The 16,889-nt window shown below is 68.9% G+C and carries 17 protein-coding genes and 1 tRNA gene; 9 read left to right on the top strand and 9 right to left on the bottom strand.

Translation table 11 applies throughout. The annotated features are described in order from the left end of the window. Positions 1 to 13 precede the first annotated feature (13 nt). Complete coding sequence (locus AC5Y43_RS12310) at positions 14 to 406, bottom strand: Fur family transcriptional regulator (protein WP_499972686.1); 393 nt, start codon at positions 404 to 406, stop codon at positions 14 to 16. Next, positions 403 to 813 (bottom strand): ArsR/SmtB family transcription factor, encoded by a 411-nt coding sequence (locus AC5Y43_RS12305; protein ID WP_499972685.1) that lies wholly within the window; start codon positions 811 to 813, stop codon positions 403 to 405. Before AC5Y43_RS12305 ends, AC5Y43_RS12310 begins: the two co-directional genes overlap by 4 nt. A gap of 188 nt (positions 814 to 1,001) precedes the next feature. Between AC5Y43_RS12305 and AC5Y43_RS12300 the strand changes: the two genes are divergently transcribed. The 5 genes from AC5Y43_RS12300 to AC5Y43_RS12280 all read left to right on the top strand — a co-directional run bounded on the left by AC5Y43_RS12300 (position 1,002) and on the right by AC5Y43_RS12280 (position 5,796). After that, complete coding sequence (locus tag AC5Y43_RS12300; protein WP_499972683.1) at positions 1,002 to 2,399, top strand: glycine--tRNA ligase; 1,398 nt, start codon at positions 1,002 to 1,004, stop codon at positions 2,397 to 2,399. Positions 2,400 to 3,082: 683 nt separating this feature from the next. Continuing rightward, on the top strand, positions 3,083 to 4,285 hold the full coding sequence (locus AC5Y43_RS12295) for a PPE family protein (protein WP_499972680.1): 1,203 nt from the start codon (positions 3,083 to 3,085) through the stop codon (positions 4,283 to 4,285). 511 nt (positions 4,286 to 4,796) lie between these two features. Beyond that, positions 4,797 to 5,057 (top strand): hypothetical protein, encoded by a 261-nt coding sequence (locus tag AC5Y43_RS12290; protein WP_499972873.1) that lies wholly within the window; start codon positions 4,797 to 4,799, stop codon positions 5,055 to 5,057. 119 nt (positions 5,058 to 5,176) lie between these two features. Then, positions 5,177 to 5,473 carry a WXG100 family type VII secretion target gene (locus tag AC5Y43_RS12285; RefSeq protein ID WP_499971240.1) on the top strand — a complete coding sequence of 99 codons (297 nt, stop codon included), beginning with the start codon at positions 5,177 to 5,179 and terminating at the stop codon, positions 5,471 to 5,473. A gap of 38 nt (positions 5,474 to 5,511) precedes the next feature. Continuing rightward, the gene (locus AC5Y43_RS12280; protein WP_046182844.1) at positions 5,512 to 5,796 is read left to right on the top strand and encodes a WXG100 family type VII secretion target; all 285 of its coding nucleotides are present in this window, start codon (positions 5,512 to 5,514) and stop codon (positions 5,794 to 5,796) included. A gap of 64 nt (positions 5,797 to 5,860) precedes the next feature. Here AC5Y43_RS12280 and AC5Y43_RS12275 read toward each other — a convergent pair whose 3' ends face one another. Continuing rightward, a complete protein-coding gene (locus tag AC5Y43_RS12275; protein WP_499972678.1) occupies positions 5,861 to 7,846 on the bottom strand; it encodes a TPM domain-containing protein in 1,986 nt (661 codons plus the stop codon). A gap of 52 nt (positions 7,847 to 7,898) precedes the next feature. On the opposite strand from AC5Y43_RS12275, the gene AC5Y43_RS12270 reads away from it, so the two are divergent. From AC5Y43_RS12270 to dnaG, 3 genes are all read left to right on the top strand, one after another. Further along, the gene (locus AC5Y43_RS12270; protein WP_499972675.1) at positions 7,899 to 9,176 is read left to right on the top strand and encodes a deoxyguanosinetriphosphate triphosphohydrolase; all 1,278 of its coding nucleotides are present in this window, start codon (positions 7,899 to 7,901) and stop codon (positions 9,174 to 9,176) included. Between the two features lie 11 nt (positions 9,177 to 9,187). After that, entirely contained in the window at positions 9,188 to 9,799 is a 612-nt protein-coding gene (gene sodC / locus AC5Y43_RS12265; RefSeq protein WP_499972672.1) for a superoxide dismutase[Cu-Zn], read from the top strand. A 99-nt stretch (positions 9,800 to 9,898) separates the two neighbouring features. Beyond that, positions 9,899 to 11,821, top strand: coding sequence for a DNA primase (dnaG, locus tag AC5Y43_RS12260; RefSeq protein WP_499972669.1), 1,923 nt, complete (start codon positions 9,899 to 9,901; stop codon positions 11,819 to 11,821). Here dnaG and AC5Y43_RS12255 read toward each other — a convergent pair. Continuing rightward, positions 11,796 to 12,080: a hypothetical protein gene (locus AC5Y43_RS12255; protein WP_499972871.1), complete on the bottom strand. Its 285-nt coding sequence runs from the start codon at positions 12,078 to 12,080 to the stop codon at positions 11,796 to 11,798. The genes dnaG and AC5Y43_RS12255 overlap by 26 nt on opposite strands. A gap of 105 nt (positions 12,081 to 12,185) precedes the next feature. Between AC5Y43_RS12255 and AC5Y43_RS12250 the strand changes: the two genes are divergently transcribed. Next, positions 12,186 to 12,258, top strand: a tRNA-Asn gene (locus AC5Y43_RS12250). A gap of 285 nt (positions 12,259 to 12,543) precedes the next feature. On the opposite strand, the gene AC5Y43_RS12245 is transcribed toward AC5Y43_RS12250, so the two are convergent. From AC5Y43_RS12245 to AC5Y43_RS12225, 5 genes are all read right to left on the bottom strand, one after another. After that, the gene (locus tag AC5Y43_RS12245; RefSeq protein ID WP_499972667.1) at positions 12,544 to 13,056 is read right to left on the bottom strand and encodes a nuclear transport factor 2 family protein; all 513 of its coding nucleotides are present in this window, start codon (positions 13,054 to 13,056) and stop codon (positions 12,544 to 12,546) included. Positions 13,057 to 13,122: 66 nt separating this feature from the next. Further along, positions 13,123 to 14,772: an NAD-dependent malic enzyme gene (locus tag AC5Y43_RS12240; RefSeq protein WP_499972665.1), complete on the bottom strand. Its 1,650-nt coding sequence runs from the start codon at positions 14,770 to 14,772 to the stop codon at positions 13,123 to 13,125. A 31-nt stretch (positions 14,773 to 14,803) separates the two neighbouring features. Continuing rightward, the gene (gene cysE / locus AC5Y43_RS12235; RefSeq protein ID WP_499972664.1) at positions 14,804 to 15,499 is read right to left on the bottom strand and encodes a serine O-acetyltransferase; all 696 of its coding nucleotides are present in this window, start codon (positions 15,497 to 15,499) and stop codon (positions 14,804 to 14,806) included. 2 nt (positions 15,500 to 15,501) lie between these two features. Next, positions 15,502 to 16,434, bottom strand: coding sequence for a cysteine synthase A (cysK, locus tag AC5Y43_RS12230; RefSeq protein ID WP_499972663.1), 933 nt, complete (start codon positions 16,432 to 16,434; stop codon positions 15,502 to 15,504). A 232-nt stretch (positions 16,435 to 16,666) separates the two neighbouring features. Continuing rightward, positions 16,667 to 16,870, bottom strand: coding sequence for a hypothetical protein (locus AC5Y43_RS12225; protein ID WP_499972661.1), 204 nt, complete (start codon positions 16,868 to 16,870; stop codon positions 16,667 to 16,669). Between the last annotated feature and the right edge of the window lie 19 nt (positions 16,871 to 16,889).

The raw sequence follows: 16,889 nt of genomic DNA, 5'->3' as shown, positions 1-16,889 counted from the left end.
CTTCTGATTCGGCTCAGGAGCCGCACTGGGCACAGGTGCCGAAGATCTCGATGGTGTGGCTGACGTCGGAGAAGCCGTGCTTGGCGGCCACCTGCGCGGCCCACTGTTCGACCTCGTGGTCGCCGACCTCGATAGTGGAACCGCACCCGCGGCACACCAGGTGGTGGTGATGGTGCTCCGAGCAGCGGCGGTAGACCGACTCGCCGGTGTCGGTGCGCAGCGTGTCGAGCATTCCCGTCGCGGCCATCGACTGCAGGGTGCGGTACACGGTCGTCAGGCCGATGTTCTCGCCGCGGCGGCGCAGCTCGTCGTGCAGCTCCTGGGCCGAGCGGAATTCGTCGAGCGTTTCCAGCAGGGTGAAGATCGCCGCCCGCTGCCGGGTGGACCGCACACTCGTGCCAGTCACGGGGTGTCCTCGCTGGCGTGGGCCACGGCGTCGACGACGATGTGCGCCAGGTGGTGGTCGGCGAGCCGGTAGAGCACTTCGCGCCCGGACCGCTCCCCGGCGACCACGCCCGCCGCCTTGAGGATCTTCAGGTGCTGGCTGACCAAGGGCTGCGGCACGCCCAGCGCATCGACCAGTTCGTGCACGCAACGGTGGGACTCGCGCAGCTGCAGCACGATGGCGATCCGCACCGGTGCGGCCAGCGCGCGCAGCAGCTCGCCGGCGGCGTCGAGAATCTCCCGCGGCGGCGGCACGGGATAGTCGGGGAACGCCGCGTGCCCGGCCGTGCCGTGCTCGTGGGACACCTCGCTCACGTCGGACCCCGTGTCGCCACCGGCGGCGGTTGACGTGGAGGACGACATCGCCATGGGAGTGTCCTCACCTCGAGAAGTGCCGGATACGAAAGCGCGCGGTCCATGCCGGGCGCCTTCCACTGTCACATGCATGATGACGCATGTCAAAGATCGCGGCGCCGGTCGATACCATGACTGGTGTTTTGCGAGCGGCGCACGCGGCGGTTCACCGTGGCGCCCGTCTGCCTGATCTTCGATAAGGAGTGCACCGCCCCGTGGCGTCTGTCATCGACACCGTAGTCAACCTGGCCAAACGGCGCGGCTTCGTCTTTCCCTCGGGGGAGATCTACGGCGGCACCAAATCGGCGTGGGACTACGGGCCGCTGGGGGTGGAGCTCAAGGAGAACATCAAACGCCAGTGGTGGCGCGCGGTGGTCACCGGCCGCGACGACGTGGTGGGACTCGACTCGTCGATCATCCTGCCGCGGCAGGTCTGGGTGGCCTCCGGCCACGTCGAGGTCTTCCACGACCCCCTGGTCGAGTGCCTGAACTGCCACCGCCGGCATCGCCAGGACCACATGCAGGAGGCCTACGCGGCGAAGAAGGGGATCGCCGACCCCGATTCGGTGGCGATGACCGAGATCGTCTGCCCCGACTGCGGCACCAAGGGGCAGTGGACCGAGCCCCGCGAATTCAACATGATGCTCAAGACCTACCTGGGGCCCATCGAGACCGAGGAAGGGCTGCACTACCTGCGTCCCGAGACCGCGCAGGGCATCTTCGTCAACTTCGCCAACGTGGTGACGACCGCGCGGCGCAAGCCGCCGTTCGGGATCGGGCAGATCGGCAAGAGCTTCCGCAACGAGATCACCCCGGGCAACTTCATCTTCCGGACCCGGGAGTTCGAGCAGATGGAGATGGAGTTCTTCGTCGAGCCGTCGACGGCCAGACACTGGCACCAGTATTGGATCGACACCCGGCTGCAGTGGTATGTCGATCTCGGCATCGATCCGCAGAACCTGCGCCTGTATGAGCACCCCGCGGAGAAGCTGTCGCACTACTCCGACCGCACCGTCGACATCGAGTACAAGTTCGGTTTCGTCGGCAATCCGTGGGGCGAGCTCGAGGGTGTCGCAAACCGTACCGACTTCGACTTGTCAACGCACGCAAAGCATTCCGGTGCCGACCTGTCTTTCTACGACCAGGTCTCCGACACCCGCTACACGCCGTACGTCATCGAGCCCGCGGCCGGGCTGACCCGCTCGTTCATGGCATTTCTGATCGACGCCTACAACGAGGACGAGGCGCCAAACGCCAAGGGCGGCATGGAAAAACGCACGGTGCTTCGGCTCGACCCGCGGCTCTCGCCGGTCAAGGCCGCGGTGCTGCCGCTGTCGCGGCACGCCGACCTGAGCCCCATGGCCCGCGACCTGGCGGCCGAATTGCGCAAATGCTGGAACATCGACTTCGACGACGCCGGCGCCATCGGGCGCCGCTACCGCCGCCAGGACGAGGTCGGCACGCCGTATTGCGTGACGGTGGATTTCGACACGCTCTCCGACGGCGCCGTGACCGTGCGCGAGCGCGACGCCATGACCCAGGACCGGGTCCCGATCGGCGCCGTCGCCGATTACCTGGCGGTCCGCCTGAAGGGCTGCTAGCCCGGGCCGACAGCGCTGGTTGTGTCGCGTAACGGGTTTGCGCCGCCGCGGGAATGATCCGGTGGACGAGGGGCGCGCGAAACCTGGGCTTCTTCGACAACCTGGGCTTCTTCGACGTCGGGAACGGCAATCCCGGCAGCTTTAACGCCGGCTTTCCGAACTTCGGCTTCGGGAATTCGGGCGCCAGGGACACCGGCTTTTTCAACTCGGGCAACTCGAACACCGGTTTCGCAACTTCCGGTTTGCCCGCCCCCTGGGCAAACAGGCCCAAGATGCGGGCGGAGTTCGCCACGTTGAGGGTAGGTCCGGCGTGCTCGTCTCGGGCGACGGCGTCTCCGGTTTCTTCACCGCCGTGCTTCAGCGATTTCCGGGCTTTTTGGCCTCTCGCGGCGTGGCGCTGAAAAAGCCTCAGAAACACCACAGATTTTGTTCAGATTTTTGGCCGCGGGCGCACACATCCGCAGGTCCGCTACCTGGACAGATGTCCGGTCTGCGGGGATACGTGGCCGCGGGCTACCGGCTGCCGCACGGTAGACGAATTGATTTCGTGAAATCGCCAATTTTCGACGCCGCGGTGACTTACGATCCAGCGGTGGCGGTAGGCACGTGTAGAGCCGTCGCAGGTGAACGTTAGCTACGTGGTTGTCGGAGCCGCCGAGGCGGCTGGATGTGTCGAGGTTGGAATGATTCCTGGCTTTACGTTCTTCCCCCCGGAGATCAACTCGGCGTTGATGTTCGCCGGCGCGGGTTCGGGCCCGCTGCACATGGCGGCGACGGCCTGGGATGGGTTGGCGTCGGACCTGGCGGGTGCGGCGGCGTCGTTTCAGTCGGTGGTCACCGGGCTGACCGACGGCCCCTGGGCGGGCCCGGCGTCGGTGTCGATGGCCGCGGCCGCGACGCCCTACGTCGGCTGGCTGAGCGCGGCCGCGGGACAGGCCGAGGCCGCGGCCCTGCAGGCCCGGACGGCGGCGACCGCGTTCGAGACCGCGCTGGCGGCCACGGTGCCCACGCCCGCCGTCGCCCAGAACCGCATCACGCAGGTGACGCTGATCGCGACGAACATCCTCGGCCAGAACACCCCGGCCATCTTCATGAAAGAGTTCGAGTACATGGAGATGTGGGCCCAGGACGTGGCCGCGATGGTCGGCTACCACGGCGGGGCCACGGCGGTGGCTGCCGGGCTGCAGTCGTTCAGCCTGCCCCCGGTCCTCAGCGGCCTGACCGGGTTGCTGTCGACCCCGCTGGGCGGCTTGGCGTCGCAGGCCGCCGGGGTGGGGGCGTTGGTAACCAACGCGATCGCGGCCCCGGTGTCGACGGTGACGGGAATGGCCGGGGGCGTCGCGTCGACGGTGTCGGCGTTGTCCTCCGAGCTCCCGATGTCCTCGATCATGTCGGTGGCCCAGATCGCCATGTACCCGGCGAGCATGATGATGTCGCCGATCATGATGGCCGCTCAGGCCGGCATGGGTGCCGCGCACGCCGCGCCGGCCGGCCTGGTCAGCGATGTGGCCGGGGCCGACGGGGCGAAGTTCGTCAGCAGCGCCGTTCCCAAGGGCCTGGGTGGTGCCGGCATGGGCGGCCTGGGAGCGGCCTCCGCCGGCTTGGGCAAGGCGCGCCTGGTCGGGGCGATGTCGGTGCCCCCGACGTGGCAGGGGTCTGCGCCGGCGCGGATGGTCAGCGCGGCGATGTCGGGAATGGGCGAGATGCCCGCCGCCGCCGCGGCCGCGGGTGCGCCCATGGGCGGTATGCCGATGATGCCGATGCCGATGGGCATGGGCGGCGCCGGAGCCGGTATGCCCGGCGGGATGCTCGGCCGCGGCGGGGCCAGCCCGAACCACGTCGTGCAGGCACGGCCCAGCGTGGTGCCGCGAATCGGCGTCGGCTAGGCGCACTGGTAAGCCACCAAAGGCGCGGGTGACACCTCGGGGGGGAAATTCGGTGTCGCCCGCGCCTTCGGCATGTCGGTGCGACCGAATTGATGACCCAATTGAATCACCCATGGCTGGCGGCCCTGCCCAAGCTGCCGCAATGGGTTCCCAACGCGATATTGGGCTCGACCCTCGAGACGTCAATCCCTTATCGGGTGCCGTATCTCCGCAGACAATGCCGACCCAGGAAACCCCGCCCGCCCGCGGAACCCCGAGCGGGGTGTCCTGACCGCCGGTTTCGCCCCCGGGTTCGTCCGTGGCCGCGCGCGTGTTCCAAATAGAGCGAAATCGCCCAAACCCGGATATTGTCCTCAGAATTGACTTACGATGCGGAGTGCTTGGTGGTGAATACTTCGCCACCCGGTGCGAAATGTACTACTGACGGCAAGTGGAAGGGGGCAACGTGCTTTTGCCTCTTGGTTCGCCGCTGCCGGACGATGCAGTGGCGGCGAAGCGTGGCGAGTCGGGGATGCTTGGCGGCTTATCGGTTCCCCTGAAGTGGGGGGTGGCCGTGCCGCCGGATGACTATGACCACTGGGCGCCGGAGCCGGAAGACGGCGCCGACCCCGGTGACAAGGTGGCCGACGGGGTGAGCCCGGAGGTCGCCGACGAGGGCATGGACGAGTGGAACGAATGGAGCGAATGGAGCGAGTGGCAAGGCGAAGCCGAGCCCCGCTTCGACATGCCGCGGACTAGCAGCGTGGTACCGCATTCTCCGGCGGCCGGGTGAGAGACGGCAGCCGCATGCGTGTCACACGCGATCGGCGGCGCAGGTAACCGCGTAGCAGCCAGCTACGAAGGCCGACCTGCAGATAAGTCCAGAAAATTATCCAGAAGGAGAAAGGCAACATGGCAACACGTTTTATGACTGACCCGCATGAGATGCGGGCGATGGCGGGCCGTTTTGAGGTCCACGCGCAGACCGTCGAGGACGAGGCCCGCAAGATGTGGGCGTCGTCGATGAACATCGCCGGTGCCGGCTGGAGTGGTACGGCGCAGGCGACGTCCTACGACACGATGGGTCAGATGAATCAGGCGTTTCGCAACATCGTGAACATGCTGCACGGGGTGCGGGATGGCCTGGTGCGCGACGCGAACAACTACGAGCAGCAAGAGCAGACTTCGCAGCAAATCCTCGGCAGCTAGCGCCGGGTCTCACTCTTTTATTTCAGGAGGACGCAAACATGACCATCAATTATCAGTTTGGCGATGTGGATGCCCACGGCGCGTTGATTCGTGCGCAGGCCGCGTCGTTGGAGGCCGAGCACCAGGCCATCGTGCGCGATGTGCTGGCTGCCGGTGACTTTTGGGGTGGCGCCGGTTCGGTGGCCTGCCAGGAGTTCATCACCCAGTTGGGTCGTAACTTCCAGGTGATCTACGAGCAGGCCAACGCCCACGGCCAGAAGGTGCAAAGCGCCGGCAGCAACATGGCCAGCACCGACAGCGCCGTCGGGTCCAGCTGGGCCTGACGCCGTAACGCAACGCCGATCCCCGGGCACCCGGTGCCCGGGGATCGGTTTGTCTAGAGCGCGATCAGAAGCGCCCGCCGCCGCCCATCATGCCGCCGCCCGATGAGCCTCCGAACGAGCCGGACGGTCCAAACGACGTCGGGCTCCAGCCGCCGAATCCACCCCGCATGCCCCCGCCGAGCAGGTCGCCGATGATGATTCCGCCGATCATCGCGCCGGTGTCGCCGCCGCCGCGGCGGGCATAGACGCGCTGGGCCGCCACCACGTCGGCGTTCGCCAGGGCCTGGGCGTTGGCGGCCAGGGTAGACGCGGCGTTGGCGTGTGCAATCGCCTCGGTCGGGTCGGTCGCGCTCTTGTCGCGCGCGGCCTGCAGGTGCCGCCCGGCCTCGGCGAGCCGGGTGCGCGCCTCGGCACCGATGCTGCCCCGCCGGGTGTCGATGTATTCCGAAACGCCGCGCACCCGCGAGTCCGCGGTGAACAACGCCTGCTCCAGGGAGCGGACGAGCCGCTCGGCGGTGGCCTGCTCCTGGGCCACGGCGGCCAGCGCCCGGTCGAGGTCGGCGTCGGCTTTGGTGAGCCGGGCGAACGCGCCGAGGGGATCGGCGGAGCCGCCGGCGCGGGCGCCGGCCAGGGCGCCAACCGCGGCGTCGCGCGCGGCGGTCAGTTCGGCGGTGTGGGCCGACGCCGGCTTGCGCAACTGCTCGTCGGTGCGCCGCAGGCCCGCCTGGATGTCATCGATGACCGCGGGCAGCGTGGCGATGGCGTGCCGGATGTCGTCGGCCGCGGTGTCCACAGCGTCCAGCAGCGAGCGCGCCTGCCCGAGCGCCGACTCCGCGGCGTGGTAGGCGTCCACCAATCCGCTCTGCTTTCCGCTCTCGGCGCGCCCGGCCAGGTCACGGGCCGTGCCGATGTTGCGGTCGGCAAACGCCAACCGTTCCTTGGCGGCGGCGACGTTGCCGACCACCGGACTCAGTGCCGCAGTCTCAAATTCCCGGTGCAGCTCGGCCATGCGCTGTTCGGCTGCGGGGATGCGGCCGGTGAGTTCGACGTACCGCTGGGTCAGTCCGTCCAGCCGGGACGGCGCGTTGATCACCAAGTCCCGCAGCTTCTCGAACGCCTCGGTCTGCGATTCCAGCTCGCGGTCGGCGCGCCCCGCCGACACGATCACCCGGGTCAGCAGCTCGCGCTGCTGCGCCGGCGTCTCCGGAATGCTGTCGTCGAGCTGCTGGCGGACGGTAAAGGCTTGCGACAGCGCCGCTTTGGCGTTGTCCACCGCCTGGGTGAACGGCTGGGTCCGCTCCGCACCGAACTCGTCGATCGCCAGCGCCAGTTCGTTGGCGCTGGTGCGCATCGCGTTGTCGACATCCACCACCATCGAGCGGGACAGGTCGTCGAGGGCCTCCAGCGGCACCGCGGCCAGCGCGTCGGCATCGGTGGGGTCGACGCGCCGCGCCGCGGCCAGCGCGGCGGCGCGCCTTCGCCCGCGGCGATAGCGCATCACGACCAGCAGGGCCGCCACGCCGACGCCGATGACACACAGCGCGACCAGCAGGAACACGCGCCCCGACGACGGGGGCGGCGCGTCGAGCCCGTTGGCCGCCGCCACCGCGGCACCGCTCCAGTCGCCGTCGTGCAGCGCGGGTTCGATCTTGGTGCGGCGCAGCTGGCTGACCTGGCTCGCGCTGATGCTCTTGATCGCGGACGGCACCAAAAAGGCGTAGGCGCGCCCGGCGGTCGCCACCGCGAGCATCGCGTCGTAGTCGCCCAGGTCGCTGAGGCTTCTGGTGCGATTCGCCCAGTCCACCGGGGACTCGCCGGAGAAGTCGTCGACGTAGACCACCCACAGCCTGATGTGGCGGTCGGCGTAGAGCTTGTCGACGGCCGACGTCAGCGCGACGCGACCGGAACCCGACAGCGCGTTCGCGTTGTCCGTGACCTGATCGGGCAGCCGGAGCGGGGGCTGCGCGCCGGCCGGCGGCGCCAGCAGCAGCCCCCCGCACAGTGCCGCGAGGATCGCCAGCGTCGCGCCGAGCAGCCGAGCGGTGCGCATACGTCAATGTAGCTCGAATGCGGCCCGCCTTTGGCTGGCAGACTGTGCTGCGGTGACCAAGGAGGCGAACACGAAGCAGCACGACCCCTACGACGACTTCGACCGTCAGCGGCGGGTACCCGAAGCGCCCAAGACCGCGGGTCTGCCGGGGACCGAAGGCCAGCACCGCACCGACTTTGCGCGCGACCGCGCCCGGGTGTTGCACAGTGCCGCGCTGCGCCGGCTCGCGGACAAGACCCAGGTGGTCGGCCCCCGGGAGGGGGACACCCCGCGCACCCGGTTGACGCACTCGCTGGAGGTCGCCCAGATCGGGCGGGGCATGGCCGTCGGGCTGGGCTGCGACCTCGACCTGGTGGAACTGGCCGGCCTGGCCCACGACATCGGGCACCCGCCCTACGGTCACAACGGCGAGCGCGCTCTCGACGAGTTCGCGGCCGCCCACGGCGGCTTCGAGGGCAATGCCCAAAATTTCCGGATCCTCACCAGCCTCGAGCCCAAAGTCCTTGATAGGCAAGGCAATAGCGCCGGACTTAACCTGACCCGGGCGTCGCTGGACGCGGTCACCAAATATCCGTGGGCCCGCCTCGAGGGCATACGCAAGTTCGGCTTCTACGACGAGGACCGCGAGCCGGCGGCCTGGGTGCGCTCGGGCGCGCCGGCCGATCGGACGTGCCTGGAGGCCCAGGTGATGGACTGGGCCGACGACATCGCCTATTCGGTGCACGACGTCGAGGACGGCGTCGTTTCGCAACGCATCGACCTGCGGGTGCTGGCCGACGACGACGAGGCGGCCGCACTGGCCAAGCTGGGGGAGAGCGAATTCTCCCGGGTCAGCGCCGACGACTTCATGGCGGCCGCGCGACGGCTGTCGGGCCTGCCGGTGGTCGCGGCGGTCGGCAAGTACGATGCCACGCTGGCGGCCTCGGTCGCGCTCAAGCGATTGACCAGTGAACTGGTGGGCAGGTTTGCCTCGGCCGCGATCGCGACGACGCGCGCGGCCGCCGGTCCCGGCCCGCTGGTGCGCTACCGCGCGGAGCTGCAGGTGCCCGACCTGGTGCGCGCCGAGGTCGCGCTGCTGAAAATCCTGGCGCTGCAGTTCATCATGTCCGACCCGCGGCACCTGGAAACGCAGGCCCGGCAACGCGACCGCATTCACCGGGTGGCGCGGTGGCTGTACTCCGGCGCGCCCGGCACGCTCGATCCCATGTTCGCCGCGACGTTCGTCACCGCCGCCGACGACCGCGCGCGGCTGCGGGTGATCGTCGATCAGGTCGCCTCCTACACCGAGGGCAGGCTGGAGCGTATCGACGCCCGTCAGGCGACCCGATAGCGTTACCGTCCATGATCAAACCCACCGCCGTCGCGGCCCTCCTCTCGCTTCCCGTCGTGGCCATCAGCGCCTGCAGTTCGCCCCAGCATCCGAGCAGCCAGCCGGGCACCACGCCGCCGGTGCACAGTGGTCCTGGTGAGCCGCTGCAATCGACGGGGACCACCACCGCGCAGCCCGCCCCGGGGTCGTTGTCCGCGCAGCTGAAGGCGCCCGACGGGCGGGAAGTGGCCACGGCCACCTTCGATTTCGGTAGCGGCTACGCCACCGTCACCGTCAAGACCGTCGCCAGCGGCATCCTGGCCCCCGGTTTACACGGCATGCACATCCACGCGATCGGCAAATGCGAGCCCAACTCGGTCGCCCCGAACGGGGGCCCGCCCGGCAACTTCCTGTCCGCCGGCGGGCACTTCCAGGCGCCCGGGCACACCGGGATGCCCGAAAGCGGTGACCTGTCCACGCTCGAGGTGCGCCAGGACGGCTCGGCGTACCTGGTGACCACCAGCGACGCGTTCACCAGGGACCAGCTGCTCGCCGGGGAGAAGACGGCCCTGATGATCCACGGCGCCGACGGCACCGACAACGCGATGGAGCGGGTCGCCTGCGGGGTGATCGGGACCGGCTAGCGGCGATCGCGAGCGCGGCGACGCCGGGCGCTGCGGGTCGCCGCCATCGGGTTAAGCCGGCCGTCATCGTCGCCGACGCCGGCGTCCTAGACTGAGCCGATGGCCGGCCGGATCTCTGATCGCGATATCGCCGCCATCCGCGAGAAGGTCCGCATCGAGGATGTCGTCGAGGACTACGTCCAGCTGAAACGGGCCGGCGCCGACTCGCTGAAGGGCCTGTGCCCCTTCCACAACGAGAAGTCGCCGTCGTTTCACGTCCGTCCCAACCACCGTCAGTTCCACTGCTTCGGTTGCGGCGAGGGCGGCGACGTGTACGCGTTCGTGCAGAAGATCGAACACGTCAGCTTCGTCGAGGCCGTCGAACTGCTTGCCGACCGGATCAGCTACACCCTCACCTACACCGGCGCCGCGGCCACCAACGTGCAGCGCGACCGCGGCAGCCGCAGCAGGCTCGTCGCGGCGAACGCGGCCGCGGCCGAGTTTTACGCCGCGGCGCTGGAGTCCGACGAGGCGGCGCCGGCGCGCCAGTACCTGACCGAACGCAACTTCGACGGGCAGGCCGCCCGGCACTTCGGCTGCGGATTCGCCCCGTCCGGCTGGGACTCGTTGACAAAACACCTGCAGCGCAAGGGTTTCGAGTTCAAGGAGCTGGAGGCGGCCGGCCTGTCCCGGGAGGGCCGCCGCGGCCCGATGGACCGCTTCCACCGGCGGCTGCTGTGGCCCATCCGCAGCTCGGCCGGGGAAGTGATCGGGTTCGGGGCCCGGCGGATCTTCGACGACGACCCGATGGAGGCCAAGTACATCAATACCCCCGAGACGTTGCTGTACAAGAAGTCGGCGGTGATGTTCGGCATCGACCTGGCCAAGCGGGACATCGCCAAGGGGCACCAGGCCGTCGTCGTCGAGGGCTACACCGACGTGATGGCGATGCACCTGGCCGGGGTCACCACCGCCGTCGCCTCCTGCGGCACCGCATTCGGCGACGAGCACCTGGCTATGCTGCGCCGGCTGATGATGGACGACAGCTTCTTTCGCGGCGAGCTCATCTACGTGTTCGACGGCGACGCGGCCGGGCGCGCCGCCGCGCTGAAGGCGTTCGGCGGCGAGCAGAACCTGGCCGGGCAGTCCTTCGTCGCCGTCGCCCCGGACGGCATGGACCCCTGCGACTTGCGGCTGAAGGCCGGCGAGGCCGCGCTGCGCGATCTGGTCGCGCGCCGAACCCCGTTGTTCGAGTTCGCGATTCGCAGCACCATCGCCGAGATGGACCTGGACAGCGCCGAGGGCCGGGTCGCAGCGCTGCGCCGCTGCGTGCCCATGGTGAGCCAGATCAAGGATCCGACGCTGCGCGACGAATACGCCCGCCAGCTCGCCGGCTGGGTCGGCTGGGACGACGTCGCGCAGGTCATCGGACGAGTGCGTGGCGAGGCCAAGAAGTCCAGGCCCGCGGCGCGAGGCGGCGCCGAAGCGCCCCGCCGCGCCGCGCCGCAGGCCAGCGCCGCACCCGAACCCGCCGAATCGCGGGTCGCCCGCCCCGACCCGCGCGACCCGATCCTGTGGCCTCAGCGCGAGGCGCTCAAGTCGGCGCTGCAGTATCCGGCGCTGGCGGGCCCGGTGTTCGACACGCTGACCGTCGAGAGCTTCACCCACCCCGGGTACGCGGCCGTGCGCGCGGCCATCGACGCCGCCGGCGGCACCTCCATCGGCGTCACCGGGGCGGAGTGGATCGAGGCGTTGCGCCAGCAGACCACCTCGGCCCTGACCGCCGGCCTGATCAGCGAGCTGGGAGTGGAGGCCATCCAGGTGGACGACGAGAAGCTGCCGCGCTACATCGGCGGGGTCCTGGCCCGCCTGCAGGAGGTGTGGATGGGCCGGCAGATCGCCGAGGTCAAGTCCAAGCTGCAGCGCATGTCACCCATCGAGCAGGGCGACGAGTATCACGCCCTGTTCGGCGACCTGGTCGCGATGGAGGCCTATCGGCGCAGCCTGTTGGAGCAGGCTAGCGGCGACGATCTGACGGGGTGAGGGCCGGCTCGGCCCCGCGCTGCGCGCGCTGTTCGCGCTCCTGGACGGCCGTCTGGGCGTCGATCTCGGCCACGGTCACAAACCCGGTGTCCGGGGAGATCCGGTTGGCGATCTTGCGGCGCCCCCCCTCGATCGCCGATTTGGCCATCGGACTGCTGGTCAGCGCGCGATAGGTGCCGACGAGCTGCTCGTAGCGGCGGCGCCCCGCCTTCGAGCCCAGCACGTAACCCAGTCCCAGCACCACGACATACCGGATCAAAGCGTTCCTCCCGACGATCGATGGCTCCACCCATCCTGCCTCACTCGGCGGGGTGCGTCGCGCGGCTGATGCCAGTACGCTAGAGTCGTCCAGCGATCGCGTTGGTCCCCTGTAGCTCAATTGGCAGAGCATTCGGCTGTTAACCGAAGGGTTGGTGGTTCGAGTCCACCCGGGGGAGCGGTGTCTAACGTGCCGGCCGCGGTGCTCGAGTGTGAATCCTGGGCTTTGATTGTGAGGTCCGGGCGGGGAAATCGCCGCGGCGCCGCCACCGGCACACAGCCGAAGCCGTGAGCTCACAGTCAAACCTCGACCGGCCGGTGCGTGGCCGACGGCTGCGGCGCTCGAGTGTGAATCTTGGGCTTCGATGGTGAATCGTGGGCGGGAAAATTGCCCCGGGGCCGCCACCGGCTCACAGTCGAAGCCAAGGATTCACACTCAGCCTCAACCGGCTGGCGTACACAATTCACTTGATTGCGCGCTGCGCCAGCTTCATCAGCACCGCACGAATCCGCGGTGAGATGTACAGCGCGACAAGGCCGTTGAAGACGTCTTCGCGCAGCCGCGTCAGCGTCGAGGACTTGATCCGCCAGGCGCCACCGGCCTTCTCGTAGGTCTCGGCGTAGTGCCCGTAGCCCCGCAGATTCACACCCGGACCGAAACGAACGACGTCCTCCAACGCCCACACGCCCTCGGCCGTCGTCGGTGAGGTCAGCTGGATGTCCGGGGCGTGGACCTGATGGACGGTCGCCTGCGAGCGCAGGCTCTTGCGGGTGAACGCGACGAACTCGTCGGCGCCCTCGATGAGTTTGCCGCCCGCCGGTGACGTGTCGCTGACGAAGTCGTCGGCGAAGATGGTGCGCCACGCCACCCAGTCCTTGGTGTCGAGGTAGCGGCAGTACCGGGCCTTGAGCCGTTTGATCGCCTCGATCTCCAGCAGTACCGCGGTCTGGCTCAGCGCGGATAGCCCGTCGACCATCTTTTCTCCGCATCCTCGTCCGTCGTTGAGGCGACCTTAGCGCCGCGGTCACCGCAACCCAACGGTTCAGTCGTAGACCGGACGCCACATGGTGTCGAGAACGGCTTGCCGGATGTCCCCGTCATGGGTCCTGGTGGCCACCCCGTCCTCGACGGCGGCGCGATAGACGGCCTCGGCGACCGCCGCCGAGATGTCGCGCAGGTTCTGCACGTCCGGCAACAGCGAGTCCCCGGCCTTAGTCGGATTGGCTTGCTGCACAATGGCTCTCGCCGCGGCCTGCAGCATGCCCCGGGTGACCCGCCGGGCCCGGGCGACGATGATGCCCAGCCCGATCCCGGGAAAGACCAACACGTTGTTGGCCTGGCCGATGGTGTAGGCGATGCCGTCGTATTCCAGCGGCGGGACCGGCGTGCCGGTGGTGATCAGCGCCCGCCCCGCCGACCACCGCAGCAGGTCGGCCGGCATGGCCTCCATCCGTGAGGTGGGGTTGGAGAGCGGGAAGATCATTGGCCGTGCGCAGGAGGCGGTCATCGCCTCGACGACCTCCTGGTTGAACGCGCCCGACACGGTGGACGAACCCAGCAGGACGGTCGGTGCGGCCAGCCTGATCGCGTCCACCAACCCGACCCGCTGCCCGGTGCCCAGGCCCAACCGCCGGCGGTCCTTGGCGTAGGGCACCTGGAAACCGCGCAGGTCGTCCATGTCGTCGAAGAGCAAGCCCTGCTTGTCGATCGGCCAGATCTGCGCGATGGCCTGCTCCACGGTGGTGCCGTCGGCGACCATCGCGTCGCGGATCTGATCGGCGATGCCGATGCCCGCGGTCCCGGCGCCGAAGACGATGACCTTCTGGTCGCGCAGCGGCGTCCCGGTGACGTGGCACCCGCCGTACATCGCCGCCACGACCACCGCGCCGGTGCCCTGGATGTCGTCGTTGAACACGCAGTAGTCGTCGCCGTAGCGCTGCAGGATCGTGCGCGCATTGAGCGGCCCGAAATCCTCGAAATGCAGGATCGCGTGCGGAAACATCTGGTGGGCGGTGTCGACGTAGCGCCCGATGAACTCGTCGTATTCCTCGCCGCGGCGGCGGGCGTGGCGATTGCCGAGGTAGAACGGGTCGGCCAGTAGCTGTTCGTTGTCGGTGCCGACGTCGAGCGAGACCGCGATACAGCGGCGGGGATCGATGCCGCTACCGGCGGTGTAGAGCGCCAGTTTGCCCACGGCGATCTGGATGCCGCCCACCCCCCAGTCGCCGATGCCCAAGATCGCCTCGGCGTCGGTCGCCACGATCAGGTCGACGTCGTCGGGGCCCAGACCGAACGTGCGAAAGGCCTCCGCGATCTCGTCGGGCTCGTCGATGCTCAGGAAAAGGCCACGCTGCCCGCGGTATTCATCGGAGAAGCGCTGAATGGCCTCACCGACGGTGGGCGTGTAGACCACCGGCATCAGCTCGGTCAAATGGTCTTCCAGCACCTTGTAGTACAGCAGCTCGTGGCGGTAATGCAGCTGCTCAAGCAACAGGTTGCGGCCCAGATCCGTTGCGAGGCTTTGCAATTGATGCCACACCCGGTCAGACTGCTGATCGAGTGTGAGCACCGCCGACGGAAGGCGACCGGTGAGCCCCAACCGTCGCCGTTCCTCGTGGGTGAAACCGACCCCGCGGTTCAGGCTTGGTGCGGCCAGCGCCGCCGGGATCCGCGGTGTGCAGGGATCGCTCATCGGCACCTCGAGTCATGCGCTCAGATAGACCTCAGATAGAAAAGTCCTCGCCGTGCCACACGCCGGCCTCCGGCGGCCGGATCACACGGCCGTTCTGGGGGCCGTTCTGCGGCAGTTCGTTCAGCGTCTCCAGCTTGGCCACGCGGGTGAGCAGGGACTGCAGGCTGACACCCACCAGGTCGGGCATCATCGAGTCGTCCGGGGTTCCCCGTCCGGCGCGGCTGATGACCTGCCCCGGGACCCCGATGACCACCGAGCTCGACGGCACCGGCTTGACCACCACGGCGTTGGCGCCGATCCGGCTGTCGTCGCCGATCTTGATCGCGCCGAGCACCTTGGCGCCCGCCCCGATGGTCACGCGGTCGCCGACGGTCGGGTGGCGTTTGCCGGTGTCCGCGCCGCTGCCGCCGAGGGTCACGCCGTGGTACAGCGTGACGTCCTCGCCCACTTCGGCCGTCTCGCCGATCACCACGCCGGTTGCGTGGTCGATGAACAGGCCCGGACCGAGCACCGCGCCCGGGTGGATGTCCACGCCGGTGAAGATGCGGGTGATTTCGGCGAAGGTCCGCGCGGCCACCCGCGCACCGCGCCGCCACAGCCGGTGGCTGATCCGGTGGCCCCAGATCGCGTGCACGCCGGGGTAGGCGAGGACGACCTGCAGCGTGCTCGGGGCGGCCGGATCGCGCTCCCTGGCCGCCCGGATGTCGCGCCGCATGGCCGCAAGCATGCTCAGTCCGCCATGTCGGCGAAGAGCGGGGTGCTCAGATACCGCTCGCCGAAGTCGGGCAGGACCACGACGACGAGCTTGCCGGCGTTCTCCGGCCGGCGGGCCACCTGCAGGGCGGCCACCGCGGCCGCGCCCGAGGAGATGCCCACCAGCAGGCCCTCCTCGGCGGCCAGCCGGCGCGCCAGGTTCAGCGAATCGTCGTTGCCGACGGTGATGACCTCGTCGACCAGGTCCATGTCGAGGACCCCCGGCACGAATCCCGCGCCGAGGCCCTGGATGGGGTGGGGCCCCTTCTGCCCGCCGGACAGCACCGGCGACGCGGCCGGTTCCACGGCGATGAATTGCGCCGACGGCTTGCGCTCCTTGATGACCTGCGCGACGCCGGTGATCGTGCCTCCGGTGCCGACCCCGGACACGAAGATGTCCACCTTGCCGTCGGTGTCGCGCCACACCTCCTCGGCCGTCGTGGCACGGTGGATCGCCGGGTTGGCGGGATTCTCGAATTGCTGGGGAATGAAATACTTCTGGTCCGCCTTGGCCAGCTCCTCGGCTTTGGCGATGGCGCCCGGCATGCCGTCTGGGCCGGGGGTCAAGACGATCTCGGCGCCGTAGGCGCGCAACAGCATCCGCCGCTCGACGCTCATCGTCTCGGGCATGGTCAGCACGCACCGGTAACCGCGCGCAGCGCACACCATCGCCAGCGCGATGCCGGTGTTGCCGCTCGTCGGCTCGAGGATGACGGTGTCGGGCTTGATCAGCCCGGCCTGTTCGGCCGCGTCCAGCATGGCCACCCCGATGCGGTCCTTGACGCTGTTGCCGGGGTTGAAGAATTCCAGCTTGGCGACGACGTCGGCGACGGCGCCTTCGGTGACCCGACGCAGCCGGACCAACGGCGTGTTTCCGATTACTTGGGTGACGTCCTCAGCGATGCTCATTGGGGAAACTTCCTTAGCGATATCGGTTCAGCCCGCGGCGTGGTGTCGCCCACATTCGGGGGAAAGCGCGAGGCCAATCTCGGCGAATCGGATGGCGTCAGGAATCAACAACAACGACAACAACAAGGGTCCACGGCGGGGCGGCGCGTACGGACGAGGCGCGGCGGTGTGGCCTGTTGCATAGCCCCACTATAGGACATCCGCACGTCGCACCCATTTGGCTCGTTTGCGGTTACCGGCTTTCGCAGGCGCACCGCGGCGCGCCCCCGTCCGGCCGCACCCGGCTGCCCTGCCTGCGACTCATGTGCTGCGCATAGACCTTGTCGCGCTGCTCGCGCGAGAACACCAGATCCAGGTTGGCGGGCAGCCCCGCCCAATCGATGCGGCCGGGCGACGCGCCCCGCCTCGCGCACAGCAGTGGGCAGTCGCTCTGCATGAGTGAAATGGTGCGACGG

The sequence above is a fragment of the Mycobacterium sp. NGS57 genome (assembly GCF_059812405.1).
This window is presented reverse-complemented; position numbering and strand designations above follow the sequence as displayed.